15 protein-coding genes are annotated in these 20171 nt (G+C 71.9%); 6 read left to right on the forward strand and 9 right to left on the reverse strand.

Translation table 11 applies throughout. The features are described from left to right. Positions 1-113: 113 nt before the first annotated feature. The 5 genes from FK267_RS00790 to FK267_RS00810 form a co-directional block, all read right to left on the reverse strand. A complete protein-coding gene (locus FK267_RS00790) occupies positions 114-1505 on the reverse strand; it encodes an FtsX-like permease family protein (RefSeq protein WP_141405841.1) in 1392 nt (463 codons plus the stop codon). Continuing rightward, on the reverse strand, positions 1502-2221 hold the full coding sequence (locus tag FK267_RS00795) for an ABC transporter ATP-binding protein (protein ID WP_075378020.1): 720 nt from the start codon (positions 2219-2221) through the stop codon (positions 1502-1504). Before FK267_RS00795 ends, FK267_RS00790 begins: the two co-directional genes overlap by 4 nt. 632 nt (positions 2222-2853) lie before the next feature. Beyond that, on the reverse strand, positions 2854-3711 hold the full coding sequence (locus tag FK267_RS00800) for a MetQ/NlpA family ABC transporter substrate-binding protein (RefSeq protein ID WP_075378021.1): 858 nt from the start codon (positions 3709-3711) through the stop codon (positions 2854-2856). A gap of 128 nt (positions 3712-3839) precedes the next feature. Beyond that, positions 3840-4556 carry a methionine ABC transporter permease gene (locus tag FK267_RS00805; RefSeq protein WP_075378022.1) on the reverse strand — a complete coding sequence of 239 codons (717 nt, stop codon included), beginning with the start codon at positions 4554-4556 and terminating at the stop codon, positions 3840-3842. After that, positions 4553-5716 (reverse strand): methionine ABC transporter ATP-binding protein, encoded by a 1164-nt coding sequence (locus FK267_RS00810; RefSeq protein WP_141405842.1) that lies wholly within the window; start codon positions 5714-5716, stop codon positions 4553-4555. Before FK267_RS00810 ends, FK267_RS00805 begins: the two co-directional genes overlap by 4 nt. Before the next feature lie 358 nt (positions 5717-6074). Between FK267_RS00810 and FK267_RS00815 the strand changes: the two genes are divergently transcribed. Next, positions 6075-7070 (forward strand): alpha/beta hydrolase, encoded by a 996-nt coding sequence (locus FK267_RS00815; RefSeq protein ID WP_075378024.1) that lies wholly within the window; start codon positions 6075-6077, stop codon positions 7068-7070. A 38-nt stretch (positions 7071-7108) separates the two neighbouring features. On the opposite strand, the gene FK267_RS00820 is transcribed toward FK267_RS00815, so the two are convergent. Further along, positions 7109-7666 carry a low molecular weight protein-tyrosine-phosphatase gene (locus FK267_RS00820; protein WP_198498181.1) on the reverse strand — a complete coding sequence of 186 codons (558 nt, stop codon included), beginning with the start codon at positions 7664-7666 and terminating at the stop codon, positions 7109-7111. A gap of 525 nt (positions 7667-8191) precedes the next feature. After that, positions 8192-9136, reverse strand: coding sequence for a prephenate dehydratase (gene pheA / locus FK267_RS00825; RefSeq protein WP_075254466.1), 945 nt, complete (start codon positions 9134-9136; stop codon positions 8192-8194). A 213-nt stretch (positions 9137-9349) separates the two neighbouring features. On the opposite strand from pheA, the gene FK267_RS00830 reads away from it, so the two are divergent. Further along, entirely contained in the window at positions 9350-10291 is a 942-nt protein-coding gene (locus FK267_RS00830; RefSeq protein ID WP_141405843.1) for a fructosamine kinase family protein, read from the forward strand. A gap of 26 nt (positions 10292-10317) precedes the next feature. After that, on the forward strand, positions 10318-12789 hold the full coding sequence (locus FK267_RS00835; RefSeq protein WP_232622460.1) for a hypothetical protein: 2472 nt from the start codon (positions 10318-10320) through the stop codon (positions 12787-12789). On the opposite strand, the gene FK267_RS00840 is transcribed toward FK267_RS00835, so the two are convergent. Beyond that, on the reverse strand, positions 12786-13667 hold the full coding sequence (locus FK267_RS00840) for a glycosyltransferase family 2 protein (protein ID WP_141405844.1): 882 nt from the start codon (positions 13665-13667) through the stop codon (positions 12786-12788). The genes FK267_RS00835 and FK267_RS00840 overlap by 4 nt on opposite strands. A 503-nt stretch (positions 13668-14170) precedes the next feature. Beyond that, complete coding sequence (locus tag FK267_RS00845) at positions 14171-16195, reverse strand: DUF885 domain-containing protein (RefSeq protein WP_232622461.1); 2025 nt, start codon at positions 16193-16195, stop codon at positions 14171-14173. Positions 16196-17314: 1119 nt separating this feature from the next. Here FK267_RS00845 and FK267_RS00855 point away from each other — a divergent pair. The 3 genes from FK267_RS00855 to FK267_RS00865 all read left to right on the forward strand — a co-directional run bounded on the left by FK267_RS00855 (position 17315) and on the right by FK267_RS00865 (position 19796). Next, positions 17315-17926, forward strand: coding sequence for an NAD(P)H-dependent oxidoreductase (locus tag FK267_RS00855; RefSeq protein ID WP_141405846.1), 612 nt, complete (start codon positions 17315-17317; stop codon positions 17924-17926). Positions 17927-17929: 3 nt separating this feature from the next. Next, positions 17930-18676, forward strand: coding sequence for a DNA alkylation repair protein (locus tag FK267_RS00860; protein WP_141405847.1), 747 nt, complete (start codon positions 17930-17932; stop codon positions 18674-18676). Positions 18677-18938: 262 nt separating this feature from the next. Next, positions 18939-19796: a DUF817 domain-containing protein gene (locus FK267_RS00865; protein WP_141405848.1), complete on the forward strand. Its 858-nt coding sequence runs from the start codon at positions 18939-18941 to the stop codon at positions 19794-19796. The last annotated feature ends 375 nt before the right edge of the window (positions 19797-20171 follow it).

A 20171-nucleotide genomic window follows, 5' to 3' on the forward strand; every position in this document is an offset into this window, starting at 1 on the left:
TGCGTCCGTACCCTACGCCCCGAGATCTGAACCCGGACCGCAGCCGGCGGGCCGCGAGCGGCCAACCCACTCGGTCCTAGCGATCTGCTGCCCCTCCCACCTCCGGCCCATCGTCACTCGGCCGCCAGGACGGCGCCGATCGGGGTCCGGGTGGCGCCCGGGATCGGAGCGAGCAGCACCGCGGTCAGGGTCAGGAAGGACAGGAGGGCCACGAGCAGCACTGGCCCGACGCCGGGGCGCACTACCAGCGGCATCCCCGCCCTGGCGTAGAAGAGGGACTCGCCGGCCGTCGTCACCACCAGTGGCACGAGCGAGATCAGCAGGGCCGTCCCCACGTACAGTGCCGCCTCGACGACCACTTGCCGGAGCACGCCCCGCACCGTGCTCCCGGCGCAGCGCAGCACCGCGAGCTCACGCTGCCGGGACCGGGAGGACATGCCGACGACGGCCACGGCCCCCAGCAGCGCCGTCACCCCAAGGATCGCCGCCAGCACCAGTGAGTCCACCTGGTTGATCGCTACGTTCAGGTGCGCCGCCTCCACCACTGCCTGCACCGTGGCGAGACTGGTCGTGAGTGCCCCGGTGAAGGAGATCGCCAGGGCCAGCAGGCCGATGGCACTCGCCGACGACTCGCTGCGCCACAGCGCCGAACGGCGCGCAATGAGCCACGGCCCACCCAGCCGTACCAGCGGCGCCGACCACAGCCTCAGCAGCCCCGGGATGAGAACGGGTGCCAGCATCACTACAAGGACCGCGAGCAGGAGGGAGGCCAGGATCGCCTGGCCACCGCCTGTCGGCCATCCATCGATCTTCCTTCCGGGCGGAGCCAGGAAGGCGACGAGCAGCTGTCCCGCGCATACGAGCGCCCACACTCCGGCCAGGATTCGTCGCCCCACACCCATGCGGCGTCGCCCACCCGGGGCGGCGTCGCGAACTGCCTCCACGGCGGGCGTTCTCACCGCGGCGCGTGCCGGGCCCACGGCTCCCAGGAGCGCGACGGCGACCACAACCACCACGGTGAGCAGCAGCGTCGTCGGTGTCTGGGCGACCTCGATCCGCCCCATACGCGCCGCTGCCAGGCGGGTGAGCACCGAAGCGAAGGGCTGGGCCGCCACCTGCCCCAGCAGAGTCCCAGGCACACAGGCCACTAGGCCCAGCACCGCCACGGTGGCGAGGACGGCGGCGAGCACCTGCCGGGGCCGGGCGCCGGCCAGCCGCCACAGGGCCCAGTTCGTGCGCAGTGCCTGCACGCAGGACTGCCCGACGACGGCCACCACCGGGACCGTCACCATCGCCGTATAGAAGGCGACCGAGACACCCGGAGCCGTGAGCTCGGCCGGGTCCACGCCCGCCGCCCGCGCCGCGGCGACGACGTCGGGTCGGGTGACAGTCATGCGGTGCACCAGGCAGACGTTGACGAGTCCCGCGGCCAGAGCCAGCACCGCCACCGTCCCCGACCAGGCCCGCCACTGGGTAGCCAGGGCACGCAGCGTGTAGCGGGTCATGCCGCAGCTCCCGTCTGGTTGACGGCGGCCAGCAGCTCGTCGGGGGTGGCGCCGCGGCGGCGGTCGACGATACGGCCGTCGCGCATGATGAGCACGCTCTCGGCCAGGGCCGCGGCCCCCAGGTCGTGCGTGACGAGGATGACGGCGGCCCCGTCGTCGGCCAGGCGTCGCAGCTCGGCGAGCACGAAGGCGGCCGAGCGGGTGTCGAGGGCCCCGGTGGGTTCGTCGGCGAAGACGACCGGTGGACGGCGGTAGAGGACCCGTCCCAGGGCGACGCGCTGCTGCTCGCCGCCTGAGAGCGTGGTCGCGACCGCGTTGGCGCGCGGCTCCAGTCCCAGCCCGACCAGGACTTCCCGCACCCGTGCCGAGTCGGGGCGCCGGCCGGCCAGGGTGTCGGAGATCGTGATGTTCTCCCGCACCGTCAGGTAGGGCACGAGGTTGTAGGCCTGAAAGACGAAGCCCACCCGGTCGCGGTAGAGCTCGGACACCCGCGCCGCCGGGAGCCCGCCGAGGTCACGCCCCATGAGCGAGACGCGCCCCGACGTCGCCGGCTCCAACCCAGCCAGGCACAGCAACGCCGTGGACTTGCCCGAGCCGCTGGGACCGACCAGCGCCGTCAATTGCCCTGGCATCATGGCGCAGGAGATGCCGTGCAGGATCTCAATCGGTTCCCCGCCGGGGGTCGGGAAGGACTTGTGCAGATCGCGCGCCTCCACAGCCGGCGGAGCGACCGAGCGCCCGGTACCGGCGGCACCGCCCTCCCCAGCCGCGCCGCCCGGGCGCCCGAGGCCCCCGGTTGTGCGTCCCCGCACTGGTTGAGCCAACCGGTCCGACTGTGTCCGTTCACGTCGAGCTGCCATGGCCCTGCGCCGTCCTCTCCCCTGTGAATCCGCCGGTATCGCTGGACGCCGTCGGACGCCCGCGGTTCAACCTAGGCGGCCACCTCGGCTCCCGGGCCCACAGACCGCGAACTGTCCACAGATGATGACAACCGGCCCCACGGGCAGTGTGGCGGGGGACATTCCACGCGGCCGGGTGCGGTCCGTTCCAGCCGGGGACAGTCCGCGCGTTCGGTGACAGGAATCCGGTCCCCGACGGCGTCGAACGTCCCCGTCCGCAAGGAAATGTCCCCGGACGCGCGGAGTGCACCCGCCAGCACCGCATGCCCTCGCCTCACCACGCCGCGCGCACTCAGCCGCCACACCCGCCCGAGCCACGCATCCGCCCACCCGCGCACCCAACCCCGCCCGCACTCACACGAAGGGCCGGTCGCAGTCGGCCTCTCGACCAACCACAACCGGCCCCGCGCACGGCCCCGTAACAGGCCCTCAGCCGCAGCCTGACGACGTCAGAACGCCGCGACGACCGCTCCGTCGGGCCAGGTCTTGTTGATGTAGTCACGCAGCTTGTCGTCGTTGAGGAGCTTGGCGAGCTTCTTGAGGTGCTCGTTGTCCTTGTCCTCCTTGCGCACGACGAGCTGGTTGGGGTACTCCGAGTCCTTGCCGCCCTTCTCCAGGACGAGCGCGTCCTTCTTGGGGTTCAGCCCGGCGTCGATGGCGTAGTTGCCGTTGATGACCGCGGCCTCGGCGTCCGGCATCGACTTGTAGACCTGGGCGCCGTCAACCGTGGTGAACTTCAGCTTCTTGGGGTTGGAGGTCACGTCGGTGTCGCTAGGCAGCTCGGCGGACTTGTCCAGCTCAATGAGCCCGGCCTGGGCCAGGAGCTTGAGCCCACGCGCCGTATTGGCCGGGTCATTGTTGAGGACGATCGTGCCGCCCTCCTTGATCTCCTTGACGTCCTTGTAGCCCTTGGAGGTGTAGATACCCATGGGCTCGATGTGGACGTCGGCGATGGAGACGAAGTCGTAGCCCTTCTCCTTGTTCTGCTGAGCCAGGAAGTTGGGGGTCTGGTAGAAGTTGGCAGCCAGCGAGCCGTCCTCCAGCGAGGAGTTGGGCGTCTGGTAGTCGTTGATCTCCTTGATGTCCAGCTTGATACCAGAGCCCTTGGTGAGGTTGTCCTGAACCCACTTGAGGATCTCGACGTGGGGCTTGGGGGTGGCACCGATGGTGATCGTGGCGGTGTCGCCGTCGACCTTGATGCCCTTGACCTCGCCCTTACCGGACTTGGAGCAGGCGGCCAGGGTGAGGGCGGCGGCGGTGGCCAGGCCACCGGCGATGACGGTGCGCCGGGAGATGACGGAGGACATGGTGGTTCCTTTCGCGGGGCCGGGCGGCCCCCAGTGACGGGAGAGAGGAAAGTCTTGAACAGTGCTGGGGCCGACGGCGCAGCCGCCCGGTTCCAGGCGGATGAGCGCCTACCCGGCTGGTGATCGCCTCAGCGGTGGTTCACCAGCCGGCTGAGCATGTCGCCGACCAGCTGGATGATGCCGACGATGCCGACAATGACAACCACGGTGATGACCATGACGTCCACCTGGTTGCGCTGGTACCCGTACTGGATGGCGAGGTCACCCACGCCGCCACCGCCCACGGCGCCGGCCATGGCGGAGTAGCCCAGGAGGGTGATGATGGTGACGGTGGCCGACTGGATGAGGATCGGCAGGGCCTCGCGCACGAGGACCCCCCAGGTGATCTGCTGCCCGGAGGCCCCCATCATGAGGGCGGCCTCGACCTTGCCGCGGTCGACGTCGTTGATGGCCGTCTCCACCAGGCGCGCGTAGAAGGGGATCGCACCGATGGTCAGCGGCACGCAGGCCGCCTGCCACCCCAGAGAGGTGCCCACGAGCAACCGGGTGAGCGGGATGAGGGCCACCATGAGGATGATGAAGGGCATGGAGCGCCCGATGTTGACGATCTGGGAAAGCACCCAGTACAGGGTCGGGTTGCGGAACTGGCCCCGCTTGCCGGTGGAGACCAGGGCCAGCCCCAGCAGAAGCCCGAGGATGACTGTGACGGCCCCGGAGACGAAGGTCATCGACAGGGTCTCCACGAGGGCGTAGCCGAGCTTGTTCTGGATGGCCGGGTTGTCGAACCAGGTGCGGCTGCTCGGCGCGGCGGCGGCCTGGCTCAGCGGAAGGAGGATCGAGTTCATGAGCGGACCTCCGCAACAATACCGGCCTTGCGCAGGGTGCTCACGGCCTGTTCGGTGTCGGACGCGGGGACGGTGACGGCCAGGCGCCCGATCTGGGCCTGCCCGATCGTCTCGAAGACGCCGGCGGCGATGTCCCCACCGAGCTCGGCCACCATCGACATGAGGGCGACGGCGGCCGGCTGGCCCGGGTGGGCGGTGATGGAGACGTCGATGACGCTCTCGCCGTTGGCGACGGCGGCCTCGGGCACCTTCGGGAAGGGCACGATCTCGCGCGAGAGCCGGGAGTCGACGTCGAGCACGATGTCCTCCAGGCGGCCGCTCTCCACGATCTTGCCGGCCTCGAGCAGGCTGACGGAGTCGCAGACCTGGCGGACCACGCTCATCTCGTGGGTGATGATGATGACGGTCAGGCCCAGGGTGTCGCGGACGTTCTTGATGAGGTCGAGGATGGAGCGGGTGGTCTCCGGGTCCAGGGCGGAAGTGGGCTCGTCGCACAGCAGGACGGCCGGGTCATCGGCCAGTGCCCGGGCGATGCCGACGCGCTGCTTCTGGCCGCCGGAGAGCTGGGAGGGGTAGGAGCCGCCGCGGTCGGCCAGGCCCACGAGGTCGAGCATGCGCTTGACGACCGGGTGGCGCCTCCCGCCGGGGACACCCGCGAGCGCCAGCGGGTAGGCGATGTTCTGCGCCGTGGTGCGCTGGTCCAGGAGGTTGGCGTGCTGGAAGACCATGCCGATGCGACGTCGGGCCTCGCGCAGCTGACTGGACGACAGGGCGGTCATGTCCTGGCCGGCGACGCTCACGTGGCCGCTGGTGGGGCGCTCCAGGGAGGTCAGGCAGCGCACGAGCGTGGACTTGCCGGCCCCGGAGGTGCCGACGATGCCGTGGATGGAGCCGGCGGCGACGTCGAGGCTGAGCCCGTCCAGGGCGCGCACCTCCTTGCCGCTGCGCAGGCGGTAGACCTTGTGGACGTCGCGCAGGGAGATCATGGGCTCGCTTGGAGAGCCGGACACGTCACCGTCTTCGGACCGGCCGGACTCGGCGGTCGACTGTTCACTGGTTGTCACGTATTCCTCCATCGTTCCTGGCGGAAGCACCCGCACCATGAAGGGGGTTGCTGCAATGTCGTCGAGCCAGGTCTCTCGGTTGCTCTGGATGGCCACCAGTAACTTACGCAGCGCCGCCTTGGCGACGCAAGCGAGGCCACCTTCAAGGGACCGAGGTCACGCCCACATCGACGGCATTCCCGAAGTACGAGACGAGCCGAGCCGGGCGGGACGGGGCGGTGCGACCCGGGTTGCACGGGGCCCACTGGCCGGCCCGCTTTCGGCCCGGGCCGTTCGGGCCCCACTGGCCGGCCGGCTTTCGCTCCGCACGTGCGCCCCACCCGGCCATCACCCACCGCTCAGCCCGGACCTCAGTCCGCCCGCCGCCAGCGCTCCCGCAACATCCTGGCTATTCCCAGGTCACGTGTCGGCGCCGCTACTCGCGCCGCACAGGGCAACGTGTTTGGATCTGCTCATGAGTGCGACCTTGGAGCCGACCGCCCCCGACATCCTGGGAGAGCCGTGGGTGGCCCGCCGTATCCCGGTGACCGAGTCACCCACGAAGGCGCCCGGCGCCGACCACGCCGTGCTCGTCTTCCAGCGTGAGGCGGCCGGCCGGGCCAGCCGGCCCCGGCACTCGCGCGCGGTCCTCTACCTGCACGGCCGCAGCGACTACTTCTTCCAGACCCACCTGGCCCAGGCCTACCTCGACGCCGGCTTCGAGTTCTACGCGCTGGACCTGCGGGCCTGCGGGCGGGCCGGTGTCGGACACCCCTCCCCGCACGACGTGCGCGACCTGCGCGTCCATGACGAGGAGATCGCCGAGGCCCTGCGCATCATCCGCTCCGAGCACGGGCACGACGTCGTCGTCCTCAACGGGCACTCGACCGGCGGGCTGCAGGCGGTCATCTGGGCGGCCGACCACCCCGGGACCGTGGATGCGCTCGTCCTCAACTCCCCGTGGCTGGACCTGCGCGGGTCGGCGCTGGTGCGCTCCTACGGCTCGGCCTTCGTGGACCTCCTCTCGCGCCGGGACCCCGAGCGCATCATCGGTGAGCCGGGCAGCGGCGATGAGGACAACTACGTGGCGGCCCTGCACCGGCGCTGGCGCGGCGAGTGGGACTGGGACCTGGCGCTCAAGCCGGCGCCGTCCTTCCCGGTGCGGGCCGGGTTCCTGGCGGGGATCCGGCGTCTGCAGCGCGAGGTCCACCACGGGCTAGGGATCCGGGTGCCAATCCTCGTGTGCTGCTCAACGGCCAGTGGCGGCGTCAAGGCGAGCCTGGAGGAGGCGCAGCGCTCCGACGTCGTCCTCGACGTGGAGCAGATCATCGACCGCTCCCAGTACCTGGGCGACGACGTGACCGTCCGCCAGATCCCCGAGGGCGTCCACGACCTGGCCCTGTCCGGGCCGCTGGCGCGCGCCGAGTACCTTCAGGCCGTCATGCGCTGGCTGGACAACCGCCTGCACTGAGCGCCTGCGCTGAGTCGCTGAGCCTCAGTCGCGGCGCCCTAGTCGCGGAGCGCGGTGAGATGCTCGGCGAACTCGTCGCTGACCCGTTCGACGACCTCGAGGGTGTCGAGGAAGTCGGCCATGGTGCCGTACCAGGGGTCGGGCACGTTGAGGACGCTGCGGGAGGACCCGCCTGCGGCGACCGCCTCGACCTGCTGGGTGGAGGCCGGGTCGAGCTCGCGGTACATGCGGATGCGGTCGGGCTCGGCCCCCAGGCTTGCGGCGCGGCGCTGGAGGACGTTCCAGTGGGAGTCGGTCATGGCCAGCAGGAGGTCGGCCTCGGTGATCTCGGCGTCAGTGACGCGGTGGGCGGTGTGGGAGGCGATGGCGATGCCCGTGGCGCGCGAGACGTCGTCGGCGCCGACGCCGTAGCCGGCTTCGGTCAGGACGCGGCGGGCCCGGGAGTCGATGGGGTTGCCGCGCTCCTCGTCGGAGACGCCGGCGGAGGTGACGGTCACGCCGCCCGGCCCGGAGTCGGGGATGCCGGCGGCGGCGAGGCGGTCGCGCAGGACGATCTCGGCCATGGCGGAGCGGCAGATGTTGCCGGTGCACACCATGACGACCCGGTAGGGGCCGGCGCCGCGGCGGCCGGGCAGCGAGGCGGGCGCCGGGGCGGCTGAACCGGCGGACGCAGTGGAGGAGGCTGAGGTGGCGGAGGCACGGGCGGTCGTTTCGGTGCTGGCGTCGGAGGAGCTCACGTCCCGAGCCTTACGCACACCGAGCTCGCCTGTCCACTGACCTGTCCACTGACGCAGCCTCCGGCGTCAGGAACGGGCGCTCGCCGACGGGGACATCTCACGCGTGCGGGGACACTCTCTCCCAGCCGGGGACACCCTGCGCGTGCGGGGACCGGATTCCTGTCCCCGACGGCGTCGAATGCCCCCGTCCGGAAGGACACGCACCCGGCCGCGCAGAATGTCCCCGCAGGCACAAGGTGAAGCGTGCGCGCGGTCGTAGGGTAGGTCGCGAGGTCGTGCCTTCAACCCTCGACAGCGCGGCATAAGGCTCGACCGCGACGGCGAGGCCTGCGCGCCGGTGTTGTACAGGCGGACTGCTCGGCCGGGCAACTGCTCGGGCCCCGGCTAGAGCGCGCGGCCGTCGAGGACGTCGGCGACCCAGGAGCGGGCCACGACGAAGTCCTTGTCGCTGGTGCCGGCCAGGACCGCCGTCGGGCGGGCGTCCAGCCGCGGGTAGGAGCCCAGGAACCGCACCACCGGGCAGGTGCGGTGCAGCCCGATGAGGGCGGCCTGGACCCGCTCCTCGCGCACGTGCCCCTCGACGTCGATGGAGAAGCGGTAGCGCCCCAGGGAGTCGCCCACGGGCCGGGACTCGATGCGCGAGAGGTTGACGCCGCGGGCGCTGAACTGCTCGAGCATATCCAGCAGGGCGCCGGAGCGGTCGTGCGGGAGGTGGACGAGCAGGGTGGTCTTGTCGGCGCCGGTGGGCTCGCCGACGCGGCCGGGCCGGGTCACCTTGACGAAGCGGGTGACGGCGTCGGGGTTGTCCGCCACGCCCCCGGCGATGACCTCCAGCCCGTACTGCTTGGCGGCCAGCGGGTTGCACAGGACGGCCTGGAAGCCGGTGTCCCCCTCGGTGGTGGCCAGCGCGCGGGCGGGCGCCGAGGTGGAGGTCCCGGCCACGTAGACGGCCTCGGGCAGGTTCTGGTGGACCCAGCCGCGGCACTGGGCCCAGGCGTGCGGGTGGGTGGAGATGGCGCGCACGTCCTCCAGGCGGGTACCGGGGCGGCCCGCCAGGACGAAGGTGATCGGCACGGCCATCTCGGCGGCGATGACCAGGGGCGTGGAGGCCACGAGGTTGTCCAACGTGGCGTTGACCCCGCCCTCGACGGAGTTCTCAATGGGCACGACGGCGGCCTCCACCGTGCGCTCGCGCAGGTGGTCCAGGGCGGTGGGCACGTCCGGGCAGGGGTCGAGCTCGACGTCGACGGGGGCGACCTGGCGCAGCGCCATCTCGGTGAAGGTGCCGGCCGGCCCCAGGAAGGACCAGAGCGGAGCGGGAGCAGTCATGGGCACAGGGTAGCCAGTCCGGGCGGTCGGGCCGGGGGCGGCTTGCTCCGTGGAACGCGGGGCCCTCCCGCGACGGCGCCGGTCCCGCCGCTTGGCCTGGTCAGGAGGGAACAGCCCAGGTCCGGCCAGAGCCGGGCTCCCCCAGACTCCCCCGCCGGGATGCCGCCTCCTGACACCCTCCCGCGACGGCGGCGGGCCTGGCAGGCTGGAGCCATGAGTGTCTTCCGCAAGCACGACGACGGCCCGGTCTCCACCGCCCTGGAGGCTCAGGGCCTGACCTGGCTCGCCGAGGCGATGGCCGACGGCGGGGCACACGTGGTGCCGGTGACCAGCGGCCCGGGCTGGCTGGAGGAGCCACGCCTGACGACGACCAGCGTGACGCCGACCGGGGCGGAGGCCTTCGGTCGGGCGCTGGCCGTTACCCACGCGGCGGGCGCTCCGGCCTTCGGGGCGGCGCCTCCCGGCTGGGACGGCCGGGCGCAGATGGGCCGCTCGGACATCCGGTTGCGGCCGCACGCCGTCGAGGAGGGCGAGCCGCGCCGCTGGGGCGAGTTCTACGCCGAGGACCGGATCCTGCCCTACCTGCAGCCCAGTCGGGACAACGGCTCGATCAGCGTGGGCGGGGCCCGTATCGTCGAGCGGCTGTGCGAGCGCCTGCGCGACGGCGACTTCGACACCGACCAGCCGGCCCTCGTGCGCGCCGGCGCCCGCGAGCGCGGCGCCCGGGTCGCGGTGGCCCGCACGCACGGGGACCTGTGGTGCGGCAATGTCCTGTGGACCCCGGCCGATGAGGCCGCCCAGTGGGCGCCGCCGCGGGCCGGGCTCGGACCGCAGGAGCCCGACCCCGGGCAGACACCCGCGGGCGGGGCGGCTGACGGGGCAGCCGGGCCAGCCGGCGGGCCGACGGTGGTCGGCGTGCTCATTGACCCGATGGCGCAGGGCGCGCACGCCGAGACCGACCTGGCGGCCCTGGGCGTGTTCGGGCAGCGCTACCTTGATCGCATCTACGCGGCCTACCACGAGGTCTCGCCGCTGGCGGAGGGCTGGCGCGAGCGGGTGGGCCTGCACTCCTGGCACATCCTCATGATTCACGCCTTCCTCTTCGGCGGGGGCTATGGCGGGGAGGCGGTCGCCGTGGCCCGCCAGTACCTGTGAGCCGCCAGGCACCGTAGGCTGGTCGGGTGAGACCTCGACGACGTCAACAGCGCCTGGTGCGCGGGGTCGTGTACGCCCTCGTGCTGCTGGTGGTCATCGGCATGATCCTGGCGGTGGTGGGGCCGACCCTCGCCGCCGCGGCTCCAACGGCGCCGGAATCCGAGGCAGCGCCGGCGTCTCAGGGGACATCGGCACCTACGACTGATGCCGCCTCGTCTTCGCGGCCGGCGCCGGTCGTCGTCCTGGCGACGAACAATCTCACCTGGGCGGACCTGCAAGCACAGGCCTCCCGCGAGGGCACCGGTGAGAGTTCCGCTTCTTCCGGTGCCGGCTCGGCGGCCGACCACCTGCTGACCTTCGCCTGGCGGGGCGAGCCGATGAACCTGTCCGTGCGCACCCCGGCGGACCGCACCTGCCCGGCCGACGCCTGGCTCACCCTGGGCCGGGGCAAGCGCGCGAGCGCCATCGAACCGGCCGCTTCCTGTGTCGGCTCCACCGCCGCGATCCCTCGCGACACCCCCCTGGTCGGGGCGCTCGGGCAGGACGTCTCGATCCGGGCCGTCGGCCCCGGCACACAGCTGGCCACAGGAGCACCTGGGGGCTCAACGACCAGGCCCGCCCCCGTGGCGCCCTCGGTGGCCCAGGCCCTGACCGCCGACGCGGACCTCACCATCATCGACACCGCGAGCGCTGCCACCACCGACGCCGAGCGGATCGCCTCCCTCGACGCGGCCCTGCGCACGGTCCAGGAGCAGTCGCGCCCCGGCACCCGCATCATCGTCGCCTCCCTGGCCGACGACGATGCCCCCGGCCCCCAGATGGCGGTCCTGCCCGCGGGCACGAGGAGCGCGCGCGGCGCCTCCGACGGTCTTGTCGTCGGCGACTCCACGCATCAGGCGGGCCTGGTCCAGCTGACCGACCTCACCCCGACTCTCGTCTCCGCCCTGGCCGGCCGCCGCGACCCGGCCTTCGACGGCCACGCGCTCACGCTGCCCGAGACCGGCCGCGCGGGCGTATCAACAGCCGGCGCAGGCGCCGCCACCGGGGACGCCCGCATCTCGCGGCTCGCCGACGACGCCCTGCACGCTCGCGCCTCCCAGGCCACGGTCATGCGGGCCGGTGCCCTGCTCATGGGCCTGGCCGTGGCGCTCCTGGTCTGGGCGGCCGTCGCGCTGCGCGACCCGAAGGCGAGCCGGCGCGAGGCTCTCCGCCGCCTGGTCACGTGGGTGGCCGTCTACCTCAGCGCCCTGCCGACGGCCTTGCTGCTGGTCAATGCCGCCCCGTGGTGGCGCGTGGGGGCCCGGGCAGGCTCCCCCTCGGGGTGGGCCTCACTCGTCGCCGTGGCCGCGGCCGCCCTGGTCGCGGCCGGAATCGTGGGACTGGCCGCCGGGATCGTGGCGCTGGTACGGCGGCACCGGCGGCCCCACCCTGCTGCCTCACCGAATCCTTCACCTTCAGCGCTCGGCGCCACGGCTGCCACTGAGCCGGCCGGATCCGCCAGCGCCCTCGGCACCCAGGGGGAGACCGCGGCCGAGCCGCAGCCAGACGAGGCCGACGGCCCCGCACCCGCCTCGTCGTCTCCGTCCCCCAACGGGGCGAGCCTGACGGCGCTGCTGGTCGCGGCGGCGATCCCGCTGGCCTGGCTGGTCGACGCCGCCGCGGGCGCACCCCTGGCCTTCAACAACCCTCTGGGCATGAACGCGGTGGTGGCGGGCCGTTTCTACGGGGTGTCGAACACGGCTTTCGCGCTAGTGGCCGGTGCACTCGTCGTCGTCATCGCCGGCGCCTGGGTGACGCTGGGCGGCGGGCGGCGAAGCGCACTGCTGGTGACGGCCCTGCTGGGCGGGGCGGCGCTGCTCGTTGATGGGGCCCCGCAGCTGGGCGCGGACGTGGGCGGTGCCCTGACGCTGGTGCCGACGCTGGCCTTCCTCGCTGCGGGCCTGGCGGGCCTGCACCTGAGCTGGCGGCGCTGGCTGGCCATCGGTGCCGCAACGGTCCTGGTGGTGGGCGGGTTCGCCGTCGTCGACCTCCTCCGGCCCGGTGGACCCACGCATCTGGGGCGCTTCGCCCGTCAGGTGGCCGACGGCTCGGCCGCCGGCGTGCTGGGACGAAAGGCCTACGCACTGGTCGGTCCCTTCGTCACGAAGCCGGTCATGGCGGCAGCCCTGGCCTGCGCCGTGGTCATCGTGGCCGCGGCCCTGTGGTGGGGGCGCCGGCAGGTGCGGGCCTGGCGCAACAGCACTAGCCCCTACGCCTGGCTCGCCCCCAACGCCCACAGGGACATTCCGCGCGTGGGGGGACCGGATTCCTGTCCCCAACCGCGTGGAATGTCCCCGTCCGGGCGATGGGTGACGACGGCGCTGAAGGCGCTGGGGGTGCTGACGCTCGTGGCCGTCCTGGTCAACGACTCCGGCGTCACGATGGCCGGCTTCATCCTGGCGGCCGCCGCCCCCGCCCTGCTGGCGCTGACGCTGGCCGGGAGCGAGTCGGCGCGCTAGCTCTCGGCCGTCTCCGAGGTGGCCTGTGGGCTGTCGCCGTCGTGCGGCTTCTGGGCGGACCGGGCGACGTCGTCAGCCTTGGGCGGCTGCGGCACGGCGCGGTAGGCGATGAAGTGGTCCTGCTCGGCGGCCGCCCTCTCGAAGGAGGCGCGCGGCACCCGGTGGCGGCGCAGCTTGCGCCGGGTCACGGCCCGCAGGACGTCCTTGTACTGGGAGGCGCGGTGCATCGTTCCGGCCCGGTCGTTACCGGTGACGCGGTGGGTGATGTCGCAGGGGACCTCGATGACGGCGAGCCCGGCCACGAGGACGTCGATGGTCAGGCCGACCTCCACCCCCCAGCCGTCGGCCAGGGGCACCGCCTTCTCATAGGCCTCACGGCTCAGGCATCGCTGACCGGACAGCGGCGCCACGGGCAGCCACCCGGTGGACAGCGAGATGGCCCGCCTGGCGGCGCGCACGACCCGGCCGCGGCCGCCGGCCCCGGACTGCTTGGGGGGAACTGCGATGGACATGTCGGCCACGCCGTCGACGACCGGGGGCACCAGCTCGGCGCAGGAGGCGGCTGAGTCCCCCAGGTCGGCGTCGATGAACAGCAGCAGCCGGGCGGGACCGTCGGAGTAGTCGCGCATGGCGACGACGGAGGCACCGGTCTCCATCGCGGAGGCCTTCCCGCGTGAGACGGAGTGGCGGACCGTCACGGCGCCGGCGGCGCGGGCGTGGTCCTGGGTTCCGTCGGTCGATCCGTCGTCGACGACGATGACGAGGTCCACTCGCGGGATGGAGCGGCAGGCCCGGACGGTGGTGGCGATGCGCTCAGCCTCATCCTTGGCAGGGATGACCACGGCAACGCGCTGGTCGGGCCGCTTGGTGGAACTCACTCCCCCAGGGTATCCAGACTCCCGGCCTCCAGCCGATACCTGAGCACCTCGTTATCGCGCGCCTTTTTTGTGAGGCCCGTCAAGTTCTGCGATCTCGTGCCATGCGGCGCGGAATCCTCGGGCTCCGCGCACAGCACAGGCACGCCGGCCACGCCCCGCGCGCATCGCGCCGGTCACTGCGACACGCCGATGAACCACGAGGTGGGCACCCTTCGCCGCTTTCAGACTTTCCTGAGTGATTTTGTGTCAAACCTTCAGCATGGGACCACGGTCCCCGGAGAAACTGAGAAATCTTGCAGCAATGAATCACGTTTCCTCATTCGGGCGCTAGAGTCACGTGTTTCGGCATGTCACACCCGGTTCTCATGGCACAGTGGAGACAAGGAGCCCGTCAACGGAGCCGGGTTCCGCCGGCGCATCTCGCGTCCTTCCGTGTGTCGGGGCGACTCCCCTGCCGCCCCGGCACACCTTGGTCCTCACCAGCCCTGCACCCTTTGTGCAGGTCAGTGCAAGGCGCTTGCGAGCAGATCGAGCCCCACGCTGCCCAGATCGATGCCCCGGTTGTGGAAGGCACGCAGGTCCAGCTCACCACCCTCGGTGCGGGCCTGCGCCTGGGCACTGCACCGACCGGCCTGCCAGACCCGCTCCCCCACCGCGTAGGCCAGCGGCTGAGCCGGCCACCCCAGGTGCCGGGAGACCTCGAAGCGCAGGCGCCCCTCGGAGATCACGGTGTGGTGGCGCAGCACGGCGGTGACGGTCGCCCGGTTCCACTCGCGGCAGGCCCCCGGGAGGGCGGCGACGTCGTCGGGCACGGGGAGCCGGGAGTGGACGCCCAGGTCCACGAGGACCCGGGCCAGGCGCCAGCGGCGCGCCGCCAGGCGGCCGAAGCGGTCCTCGGGCGTGGGCATGAGCCCGAGCTCGTCGGCGAGGGACTCGGCGTACAGGCCCCAGCCCTCGTCGCAGCCGGGCACGAAGCCCAGGTAGCGCTGCCAGGCGGTCAGGCGCGTGCTGGTGGCGTGGGCGCCGACGTGGACGTGGTGGCCCGGGACCGACTCGTGCAGGACCGTGGTCCGCTCCATCCACGGCCACACCAGCTGCTCGCCGTCGGCCAGGGAGCGCATGACGATGCCGGGCCGACGCTCCCCGCCGGTACCGCGCGGCTCCTCGTAGTGGACGGCGCCGTCGCCGGGCTCCCCGAGGCGCACCCGGGGGCGGCCCAGGCCGTCGGGCGGATCGAGGATCCGGCCGACGACGGCGTCCCAGGCCTCGTCGGCGACCTCCTGCGCCCAGATCGTGTAGTCCTGCGCGCGCACAGCGCGGGTGGGGTCGGCGCGCAGGTGCCGGTTGAGGCTGCCGGCATCGGCGCCGGGGCCCAGGACGTCGGCGGCGATGGCGTCCTGCTCGGCGATGACCCGCTCCAGCTCCTCGGTGGCCCAGGCGTAGGTCTCCTCGGGGTCCACCCGGGTGCCCAGGACGCGCCGCATCCACAGGGCGTGGCGCTGCGGGCCGACCCCCTCGGCCTGGGGCGCCCGCGGTGAGAGCGTCGTGCGCAGGTGGGAGGCGAAGTCCAGTGCGGCGCGGCGAGCGACGATGTCCGCCTCCTGGAGCTGGACGTGCAGGGTGGCCGGCAGGTCCTCGGGCAGTCCCAGGGTCCGGCGTCGGGCGAGGTCGCGCGCCTGCCCGGCGACGACGTCGACCTGACTGAGCGGGGCGATCGCACCAGCCTCGGCGGAGGCGGACAGGGAGGCAGCCAGCCCCTCCAGGGCAGTGGGCAGCGCCTCCAGTCGGGTGCGGTGCAGGTTCCAGGCGTCCTCCCACTTGGCCTCGGCCTCGGCGAGGTCCGCCTCCTCGGAGCCGGCGCGGTCGGGGGCCTCGGGGGGCCGGTGCAGCTGACGAGCGATCTGCTGGAAGGGCGAGGAGAGGAAACCGAGATTGCCGCCCTCCTCCCCGGCGGAGATGAACTGGATGGAGGTCTCCAGACGCTCCAGGAGGTGGCGGCGCAGGAGCTCGTCGGAGCCGGTCGAGTGCTCGACGGCGGCCACGCGGTGACGCAGGGAGCGCTCGGCACTGAGACGCTCGACCAGCCCCGCGGGCGAGTAGTCGGGAAGGATGGTTCCGCCGGGCAGGCCGGTGCGGGCGGCCGCCTCGGGGTCGTGGGCGCACAGGAGCAGGGCGTACTCGTCGGCAAGGTCGCGCAGGACGACGCCGGCCGCCGCAGTCTCGGAAGGCGAGTGGACCGAGGAGCGGGTGGCGGACTGGGCGGAGGTGTGGGCGGCGGGCGCCGCGGAGGCTGCCGCCTCGACCTCGCGCACACTCAAGGGGGCGCCGGCCGTGCGGACGGCCCGCCAGGTTCCTGAGCTCGGGTGCTGTGGATGGACCGGTGGCCGCTCGGGCGGCCCGGTGCTCACTGGGCTGGTGGCGGGGGCGGGCGTGACGTCCGCCGTGCCGGCAGGGGCGTCCTGCGCGTGGGAGCCGCCGGGAGGTGCAGCGGGTCCGGTTGGAGAGTGCTTCGAGGAGTGATCGGTCATAACAAGCAGGCCTTTCGCTTCACTCGCCGCATGGCGGGCGGGCCCGGCGGCGACATTGCCGTCTCACCAGGGTGCCAGGAAGCGGAACAAAGGTCCATAGGCGTCGCAGATCTGACGGCGAAGAAGATTGGATGAATTGGTGGGCGCTCCACCCTGTTCGAGGGCGGCGGGCGCGGCTGGGAACTGGTGCTGGTGCTGGTCCGGTCCCGAGGCGCTTGACTCAACGACGAGCCCGAGCCGGGACCTCGGTAGCGGATGCGGGGAGTCGGGACTCCCCGCCCCCTCCTGCCAGCACGGACACCCAAGGGGCCGGCCGGCGATCGCGGGTGGCTACCGGGTAGCGGTCGCGGGGCATCGATGGCGGCCGGCCGATGAGCAGGAGCGAAGCAGGCTGACGCGCATGGCCGTCGACCGCGGCGCGAAGCCGCAAACGGGACGGGTCATCAGTGCTCCTCTCATCCTGGACGGGCCGGGACGCCCCGGCTCGGGGCGCTCGCCGTGCTGTTGTTGTGCCGTGATGGGCGTGACACGATTCAAGGACGCCGCGGCAGCGGTGTCAAGGATCTGCGGCCGCGGTTCACCCATACCGATATCCGCGCAGGTCAGAGGCCTCTTAGTGATCGTCATGCATCGCTGCGCTGCCGCCGTTGGCAGCGCTCACAGGAGGGTGTTCCCCGCCGTCGAGTCGCATCCACCAGACCCGGACCGACCGCATGGTGGTCACTCGTCATTGACAGCGCGTGCCAGGTGTGCGCAACGCGGCCCCACCCCCATCCTCCCCGTCGCCTCCCGGACCGGCGCCAGTACGGCCGGGGACATTCCGCGCGGCCGGGTGCGTGTCCTTCCGGGCGGGGGCATTCGACGCCGTCGGGGACAGCAATCCCGTCCCCACACGCGCGAGACGTCCCCGGCCGGAAGATAGTGTCCCCGCACGCGCAGGATGCCCCCACATGCCAGCGAGCTCTCGGAGACACGGCGTACGTTGGTCGTACCCAATGCCGCGCGCCTTCCGCTGAGTCGGTGGCACCAGCGCCCGCGGATGGCGCCCGACAGCACCACCGCCGACACCACCTTCATCCGCGCAGCCCTGCGCGCCATCGTCACGATTGGAGACAGCTGATGACAGCCAAGAAGCCCCTCAAGAAGACGGGCGACCGCACCCTCATCGTCTACGCCCACCCCTACGACGGCTCCTTCAACCACGCCGTACTCGAGGCCGCCACCTCCGCCCTGGACAAGGCGGGAAGGCCCTACGACGTCGTCGACCTCTACGCCGACGGCTTCGACCCGCGCTACACCGCCGAGGAGCTGGCCCTGTTCAGCGAGGGCGGCACGCTGGACCCGCTGGTGAGTCACTACCAGAAGCTCATCGAGGGGGCCTCGCGCATCATTGTCATCTGCCCGATCTGGTGGAGTGACGTGCCGGCCATCGTCAAGGGCTTCGTGGACAAGGTCATGAAGCAGAACTGGGCCTACCACCCGACGGCCTCCGGGGTGAAGGGGCACCTCACCCACATCCAGCAGGTGCTGGTGCTCACCACCTCAACCGCCCCGACCTGGTTCCTGCGCCGGTTCTGCGGCAACTACGTCGGCTCGGTGTTCCTGGGAGCCGTCCTCAAGCAGCTGGGCATGGGCGGGCGAAGCTGGGTCAACTTCGGCAAGGTCGGCAAGACCGGCCGACGCCAGCACAAGAAGCACCTCAAGCGCGTGGCCCGGCTCGTGGTGAAGTGACGCATGAGCCCCGGTGTGACCGCGGCGCGCCAAGCCGAGCTGAACTCGGGACGAGACGAGTCCCGAACACTGGCGGAGATCCTGGCCATCACCCATTCCGCACTTCTGACGCAGGTGGTGCCGGAGGCGCCCGAGGGGCTGGTTGAGGCGGCCAAGCGCGCCGACTCGCTCGGCATCCTGGCCCGTATGCAGACCATGGGCGAAGCGCTGTATACGCACCTGGGTCACTCCGCCTGCCTGGATCTCGCTGACCACCCGGTCGACACGGTCCGGGGCTGGGCGGTCTTCGCCCTGGTCTCCCAGGAGAAGGACGCCGACGTCGACACGCTGTTGGCCCTGGTGCGACCGGCCGCGGACGACCCGCATTTCGGAGTGCGCGAGTGGGCATGGATGGCGGTGCGTCCGCACTTGGTGCCCCGGCTCGACGAGGCGATCCTCGCGCTGCGACCATGGACCTCGGATCCCTCGGAGCGCATTCGGCGCTTCGCCAGCGAGTCGCTGCGTCCACGGGGCGTGTGGGCGCGGCACATTCCCGCGCTCAAGAAGGAGCCCGAGCGGGGCCTTCCGCTGCTCGAGCCGCTGCGTGCCGACTCCTCCCGCTATGTGCAGGACTCCGTGGCGAACTGGATCAACGACGCCGCCAAGACCCAGCCCGCCTGGGCCAGGGAGCTCTGCGAGCGCTGGCAGGAGGAGTCGCCCACCCCCGCCACTGAACGGATCATCAAGAGAGCGCTGCGCTCGATCCGGTGATGGTGTCGGCCAGCTGGTGGCCGAACCCGGACGGGCTGTCCTCTCAGTAGTGACGCGCCCCTCGACGGGGACATTCCACGCGGCCGGGTGCGTGTCCTTCCGGACGGGGGCATTCGACGCCGTCGGGGACAGCAAACCCGTCCCCGAACGCGCGAGACGTCCCCGGCCGGAAGAAAGTGTCCCCGCATGCGCAGGATGTCCCCGGCCGAGAGAGAATGTCCCCGTCAGCGGGGCGGCGTTACGGCGCTGGCATACTTCGGTCGTGCCCGATACCGCTCGCCTCCCCCTGAGTCGGTGGCGCCTGCTCCCCCGCCGCCTGGTCCAGTTCGCCCTCCTGGAGCTGGCCTGCTGCGCCTTCGCCATCGCCATCTTCGTCGGACTCGCGGCCAGCGTCCTGATCTGGAAGTACACGAATCCGCCGATCGCCCGCTACGACGCCCTGCTGATCTACGTCGTCGTGGTGCAGATCGCCTTCGTGGCCCTCAAGCAGGAGACCTGGCGCGAGCTCGGCGTCATCTGCGCCTTCCACCTCATCGGGCTGGCGCTGGAGGTGTTCAAGGTCCGCACCGGTTCCTGGGCCTATCCGGACGCGGGAGTGGTACGCGTCGGCGGGGTGCCGGTCTTCTCTGGATTCATGTACGCCTCCGTCGGTTCCTACATCTGTCAGGCCTTCCGGCGCCTCGACCTGCACGTGGGCGGTTTTCGGTGGTGGCCGGTGAGTCTGTTGGCCGTGGCCGCCTACCTCAACTTCTTCACCCATCACGTCATCGTCGACCTGCGCTGGGTGATCGCGGCCGGTTTCCTCATCGCCCTGTGGGGAAGCGCCGTCCACTTCACTGTCGGCGGTGACCGCTACTGGATGCCGACGACGGTGGCCTTCATCCTCATCGGGGGCTTCCTCTGGCTGGCGGAGAACCTGGCCACGGCGCTGAGCGCCTGGCGCTACCCCAACCAGGCCGACGGCTGGCACCTGGTGCATGCCGGCAAGTTCGGCAGCTGGGCGCTGCTCATCTCACTGAGCTTCGTGCTTGTGGCCGCCGTCAAGGCCAAGGAGGGCACCCTCTACGGACGCGGCCTGCCGCGCGTGACGCGCCGGCGCCTGCGCATCGCCGAGACCTGAGCCGCGCGCTGCGGCCCCGGGTTCGTCGTCCGCCCAATCGACCTGCACGTCTTCACGTAAGGCTGAGCACTGCGCACACCGACCCGCCGCCACGTCCTCGTCAGGTCGCCAGCGCGCACCGGCCCGCCACCACCCCCAGCACCAACACCGACGGGGGCATTCCGCGCGGCCGGGTGCGTGTCGTTCCAGGCGGGGGCATTCGACGCCGTCGGGGACAGTAATCCCGTACCCCAACGCGCAGGATGTCCCCGGCCAGAAGAGGGTGTCCCCACAGGCGTGGAATGTCCCCGTCAGCGAGGGGCCGGTCAGGCCAGAAGAAGGACTCGCCCGCCCCAGCCAGCACCGAGCCGGGCATTCTTCGCGGTGCCCCACAGA

It is taken from the genome of Actinomyces oris (assembly GCF_006546825.1).
Taxonomy (GTDB): Bacteria; Actinomycetota; Actinomycetes; order Actinomycetales; family Actinomycetaceae; genus Actinomyces; species Actinomyces oris.

Coding starts and splice junctions, on each gene's coding strand:
- FK267_RS00855 (WP_141405846.1), top strand. CDS start 17,315: ATGACAGCCAAGAAGCCCCTCAAGAAGACGGGCGACCGCACCCTCATC.
- FK267_RS00805 (WP_075378022.1), bottom strand. CDS start 4,556: ATGAACTCGATCCTCCTTCCGCTGAGCCAGGCCGCCGCCGCGCCGAGC.
- FK267_RS00800 (WP_075378021.1), bottom strand. CDS start 3,711: ATGTCCTCCGTCATCTCCCGGCGCACCGTCATCGCCGGTGGCCTGGCC.
- FK267_RS00820 (WP_198498181.1), bottom strand. CDS start 7,666: ATGGTGTGCACCGGCAACATCTGCCGCTCCGCCATGGCCGAGATCGTC.
- pheA (WP_075254466.1), bottom strand. CDS start 9,136: ATGACTGCTCCCGCTCCGCTCTGGTCCTTCCTGGGGCCGGCCGGCACC.
- FK267_RS00790 (WP_141405841.1), bottom strand. CDS start 1,505: ATGACCCGCTACACGCTGCGTGCCCTGGCTACCCAGTGGCGGGCCTGG.
- FK267_RS00860 (WP_141405847.1), top strand. CDS start 17,930: ATGAGCCCCGGTGTGACCGCGGCGCGCCAAGCCGAGCTGAACTCGGGA.
- FK267_RS00815 (WP_075378024.1), top strand. CDS start 6,075: ATGAGTGCGACCTTGGAGCCGACCGCCCCCGACATCCTGGGAGAGCCG.
- FK267_RS00845 (WP_232622461.1), bottom strand. CDS start 16,195: ATGACCGATCACTCCTCGAAGCACTCTCCAACCGGACCCGCTGCACCT.
- FK267_RS00830 (WP_141405843.1), top strand. CDS start 9,350: ATGAGTGTCTTCCGCAAGCACGACGACGGCCCGGTCTCCACCGCCCTG.